At 49.9% G+C, this 4,618-nt stretch carries 7 protein-coding genes; all 7 read right to left on the minus strand.

From position 1 onward, the window contains the following. A partial coding sequence (locus KJ971_08700; protein MBU1145910.1) for a hypothetical protein occupies positions 1–487 on the minus strand: 487 nt, incomplete at its 3' end. Positions 488–1,173: 686 nt separating this feature from the next. After that, positions 1,174–1,734: a hypothetical protein gene (locus KJ971_08705; GenBank protein MBU1145911.1), complete on the minus strand. Its 561-nt coding sequence runs from the start codon at positions 1,732–1,734 to the stop codon at positions 1,174–1,176. A 114-nt stretch (positions 1,735–1,848) separates the two neighbouring features. Beyond that, a complete protein-coding gene (locus KJ971_08710) occupies positions 1,849–2,130 on the minus strand; it encodes a hypothetical protein (protein MBU1145912.1) in 282 nt (93 codons plus the stop codon). A gap of 309 nt (positions 2,131–2,439) precedes the next feature. Further along, positions 2,440–2,631 (minus strand): hypothetical protein, encoded by a 192-nt coding sequence (locus KJ971_08715; GenBank protein MBU1145913.1) that lies wholly within the window; start codon positions 2,629–2,631, stop codon positions 2,440–2,442. Then, positions 2,631–3,038 (minus strand): hypothetical protein, encoded by a 408-nt coding sequence (locus KJ971_08720; protein MBU1145914.1) that lies wholly within the window; start codon positions 3,036–3,038, stop codon positions 2,631–2,633. The genes KJ971_08715 and KJ971_08720 overlap by 1 nt, the downstream gene beginning before the upstream one ends. 23 nt (positions 3,039–3,061) lie before the next feature. Then, complete coding sequence (locus KJ971_08725) at positions 3,062–4,015, minus strand: AAA family ATPase (GenBank protein MBU1145915.1); 954 nt, start codon at positions 4,013–4,015, stop codon at positions 3,062–3,064. Between the two features lie 255 nt (positions 4,016–4,270). Beyond that, positions 4,271–4,447: a hypothetical protein gene (locus tag KJ971_08730; GenBank protein MBU1145916.1), complete on the minus strand. Its 177-nt coding sequence runs from the start codon at positions 4,445–4,447 to the stop codon at positions 4,271–4,273. Positions 4,448–4,618 lie beyond the last annotated feature (171 nt).

Consider the following 4,618-nt stretch of genomic DNA (forward strand, 5'->3'; position numbering starts at 1 on the left):
ATCCACCATCCCTTACTGTAATCTGCAAACGCATACTCTCAACAGGATACCCATGCTGCTCCACCACTAACCTATAAGCATTAAGCTGTAAGGTAGGCTCATGGGTATCTGCCATGAGAGGACTCCTAGTCCACAAGTTCACCTGCTTGATGCTCCCTGCTCTACCCCACTTACCCGACTTCTCATAGACGGCCCCCGTGGGGTCATCAATCTTCTCCGACACCAAGCCCAAGAAGCGAGTCACCCTATAGCTCCCCCACGTCTTGTAGTCCCAGAGAGTGGTCCCCTCCAGGTAGTCCGGGTGCCCCTTGTAGGTATCTCCCTCGAAGAGTTCCTCCGAGATGGTATCATCGTCGATGGCGCCACCCGCGAGCCTCTCGTGGTGACGGGTCCCCAAGAGAGCGAAGGCCCTTGACTCCGGACGGATGGCATAGGGCACTGTAATCTTTAGGAACTCCATCTGTGTGCCATTGAGTAGTTGTGTCACCGACGGACTACCAGTCCACGGACGAGTTCGGGCACACTCCCTGAGAGTAGGAAGGGAAAGACATCTCCTCTCCATACGGCATGTAACTAGGCACCCTAGAATACCTGTATGCTCACCATCGGGGCAGATAAAGTCAGTCAACATAGGTCTAATTCCCTTTGAAAAGTTGCTTCCTTAACTCATCATAGAACCAACTGGGAGTCCTACTCCTAAGGAACCTAACAAAGGCGGCAGCTGTCTGCTCGGAGTCCTCTTCATCATACCAACAGGTCTGCTTTATATGTACTGGATTACAACCAGTAGCAAGGGGGATTACTAACTCATTTGGGTCATAGCCACAAATTGGACACTTATCCATATTCTCCTCCTTTTTGGCACAACCGGTGGGTGATTTCTACCCCGTAAGGTATAGGTCAACCCACCAGTTGTGGTCTACCGACTACCCTTCCAGGAGAGCCCGTGGGCTCTTGTCATCGGTAGGGCGCCCCCCGGGGCATAAACTATAGGCTGGCGGTATTTGCTTCCCTGGTGGCCTACCAGGTACGGTCATTCCCGCGAGGGCACTTAGGATCTTTCCCCAAGTCTTTCCCATCAATTCTCCCTGCCTGCTTGTGGTAGCTACTGCCCTACTCCCGCTGGGAGTCGGACCACAAGCAGCCCATTCCTTCTCTGGCACAGCCTATGCCCTATGTTGCTACACTATAGCGACCATCTACTAAAGCCACCTTGTCTCCAAAGTGCCCTTCAGTCTTTGCTCTTGTGGCGAGGACTCCATAGAAATCACTCCCACTAAACGCTCCCCTCCCTGCCATAACCTCCGCGGGGGTCTTATTCCCCAAGAAAGTTAGTACCTCCTTTTCCGAGACCACCCTAGCCTCATCCGCAATATCAGTCACACGATAAATGGTCATCCTTTGGTCTTCGCCCTCTTTGGTAACGAAGTCCTGATAAGAGACCCCAAACGTGACGACCTTCCCCTCGATAGCATGTAGCACGCTATCCTTTGGTGTGACCCCAGCTGCCTGCCGGATACTAGCCGCGAAGATGCTAGAGTTCTTACCCTGTGTTGGGATAAAAAGGGTACGAGTCTCCAGCTCCTCCGTGGTCTCATCCGTAAGGGTCTGGGTTACGTCCACGAGTGATATGATATTTTGCTTCTTACCATACCCACCCATTTGCTGCCTAGCAGAGTCCACCATTCCCCTAATAGTGGTAATCTCCGATGGACCTGTCCAGAAATCTGCCATACCTACCTCCTTTTTAGTTTTTGGCCAGTTAGCTTATTTTATCATCTTTAAAATAGTTTGTCAAGTTTTCTATCCTCTTGTCTGTCCATTCTAAACCGAACAAAACGTTTGACCCTATAGATTTTTAAGGTCAACCTTTGACACTTTACCTTGTGCAGCATCTGAAAGGCCTCGCCGAACTGATGCAATGGCATCTTGGTTATTGAATAGCCAAGCCTCTGAAGCAGGGATGGTTATCTGTGGGTCTAAAATAATCTGCCCATTGCTGTTGCTGTATATATGATAGGTGATACCTTCCCCCACCAAGGCCTTGGGCAAAACCACTCGTTTTTTAGAATCTGGCTTTATGCCCTCGGCTACTCTTGTTAAATCTGTATTCTTTATTATAGTTGCCATTTCGCCTCCCTTACATGGGTGGGATTGTTTGCCAAGTGGAATATACCCACATTTCGCCACTTCCCACCACTTTATAACAATAGTAATGGCGTTTGTCAAGGCCCCCTCGCTAACCATTTTTTAATAAGAAAATTGTCCCTGTTTCTCCGCACAAACGGAAAGACGGTGGCAAAGCGGTATCGGTTAAGCGACACCGCCGGTCTACACCCAATTAAGTAGGCTGAATAGGGTTGCCGTGCCACCGTCTTTCCCAGGGTAGAACTATACCACATTCAAAATGATACACTACCAAGTTTTCTATCCTCTTCCTCAGAACTGAGGGGGTCTCCCGTAGGAATCAGGGGGCTCCATTTCGTAATCTTCCCCAAGAGGCTCCATAAATGTAATCTCTACTCTCTTTAGAACATGTTCTAAATTGCCCCTTACTATGCTCTCCGCCTGGTCCTCGTCGAGGGCGAGTACTTGGAGGGAGCCTACTATCTCTACTTCATAGTAAGGCATTATCGCATTCTCCTGAGTTCCTCCACGTCGAACCAAAAAGCATGACCATTAGCAGTTTTACCAGCCCCAGTACTCCTAATTGGATTATGGCATGGGAACTCCACTAGGATAGGAGTATACTCACAGGAGTCTATATAGATAATCTTGCCGCGTTCGCCTACCTCAGCACCCGCGCTGTAACCCACAACTGCCACGTAGTCCCCTTCCGCAAGCTTTGGAGTCTCAATGGGAACCTCGTGCTCATCCTCCAAAGCTTGGAGTATTCTCAGTAGTGAGCCATACGTAACTGTGGTGTCAAGCCCCCCTACCATATCTACCTTTCCCGAAGACTTACGTTGGACTTTCGATGTACCACCATATCCCCGTGCTTTACCCTTTAGTACTGCAATAGCTTTCTCTACATTCATCTTCCCCTCCTTCCTATATTCTATCAACTCTTCCCTCTATTGTCAAGTTTTACCATCACCCCACTTCCAGTCAAAAATCCAATATCTATAGCCTCTTTGACAATAGCGTATGCCTTCGTCCTCCCGCCGTACCCCCTCTCCATCAGCTCCTTGGCCAGATCTCCCTGCTTGATCTGCCCCCCATGCTCCTCCAAGATCTCTTGGATGGCGGCGTACTCACTCCCCACCTCTTCTTCCACTACCCTAAAGAACTTCCCCCTCGGTTGCCACTCCAATTTAATCGCCCCAGGAAGGGCATCCATTCTATTCCGCGCCTTTACTATATGTAGCTTAGCCTGTGGTGCCCCCGGCTGCCCCACCAAGAGCATGACAGTATCTGCCCACCCAGCCCACGCACTCGATCCTCTCAACCACATGACAGACGGCTTACCCCCCGTAAACGACGATGCTTTATTGAAGTGGTGGTCAAGGATAATTGCCCTATTTGGCCCCTTCACTAAATCAAATGCTTCCTCCGCGGGCTTAATGGTATGAACCATATTCTCATCCCCACTGTGCATCTGGTACAGTGGATCAAATGCTACAAGATTTATATCCAGTTCCCCACACATCCGCTCTAGCCCAGGAGCTTCCTGTACGATAGAGAAACTCTCTTCCGTAGACAGCCAGAAGTTCTCAGGAATGGGGGCACCAGCCTTCCACCTTGCTAGTCTACTACCCTTACCTGCCAGCAAAGCCTCGGTGATCTCAGTCTGGATAAGTAGAGAGTTCAATGGCTTCCTTACCTTCCACAACCCCAACCAAGGCTCCCCAGCAGCAGCTTCTAGCTCTAGCTGTAAGGTAAGATAACTCTTACCTGCTCCTGTCTCCCCCCCTATCACTAAGCGACTACCCTCAAAGAGCAGACCCCCCTCGACAAGCGTTGTGTCGGGGAAGCGCCTCTTCATTAGCTCGTCTACCCTAGTTGGCTTCTTCATTTCTTGTCTAGACAAGATAGGCAAATCAACTCAACAGGCCCAAGATCACCAGTGTGCCCATAGGGAGCAATAGGCCTAAGCCCCCACCCATCGGGCAAGTCTTCCCACCCCCCATCGTGGACGAAAGTATCTTCCTCACATAGAGTCCAAGATATGTCTGCCGTTACTTCGTACCCACAGGTGTCACATCTGAATAGATAGCTTAAACCCATCCTACTCTCCTTTCAGCCAGTGGTCTGTCCAAGTTGCAAGTTATTACCAATAACATATGGCATGGATAACTAACGCCGCAATGATGACATCAACCACAGCGCCTATTGCCCCAACTCCGGGGGTTTGTACTATAATATGCTCACCCTTGGAAGCACTGCGTACTTTAAAGACGGCATCGCCCACAAAAATTACTGCCAGACCTAATAAAAGATATTCCATCTTGCTCCTCCTTGTTGCAAATCATTCCTAAATACGGACGAAACCACCGAAAATCCCCCATTTTAGCTTGCCATCTGTCCGTCCGCCGTCCGTCCGCCTTATAGTATTGGACTGGACGGACAAGCCGTCCAGCCACTGTTGGTGGCTGTGACTATGAGCTTGTCGAGTGGA

The sequence above is a fragment of the Bacillota bacterium genome, from assembly GCA_018818595.1.
In the GTDB taxonomy this organism is placed as follows: Bacteria; Bacillota_I; Bacilli_A; order Izemoplasmatales; family Hujiaoplasmataceae; genus JAHIRM01.

What these genes read in the sequence shown, in the direction of transcription:
- KJ971_08715 (MBU1145913.1), bottom strand. Translation starts at nt 2,631, where the DNA reads ATGCCTTACTATGAAGTAGAGATAGTAGGCTCCCTCCAAGTACTCGCC.
- KJ971_08725 (MBU1145915.1), bottom strand. Translation starts at nt 4,015, where the DNA reads ATGAAGAAGCCAACTAGGGTAGACGAGCTAATGAAGAGGCGCTTCCCC.
- KJ971_08720 (MBU1145914.1), bottom strand. Translation starts at nt 3,038, where the DNA reads ATGAATGTAGAGAAAGCTATTGCAGTACTAAAGGGTAAAGCACGGGGA.
- KJ971_08705 (MBU1145911.1), bottom strand. Translation starts at nt 1,734, where the DNA reads ATGGCAGATTTCTGGACAGGTCCATCGGAGATTACCACTATTAGGGGA.
- KJ971_08730 (MBU1145916.1), bottom strand. Translation starts at nt 4,447, where the DNA reads ATGGAATATCTTTTATTAGGTCTGGCAGTAATTTTTGTGGGCGATGCC.
- KJ971_08710 (MBU1145912.1), bottom strand. Translation starts at nt 2,130, where the DNA reads ATGGCAACTATAATAAAGAATACAGATTTAACAAGAGTAGCCGAGGGC.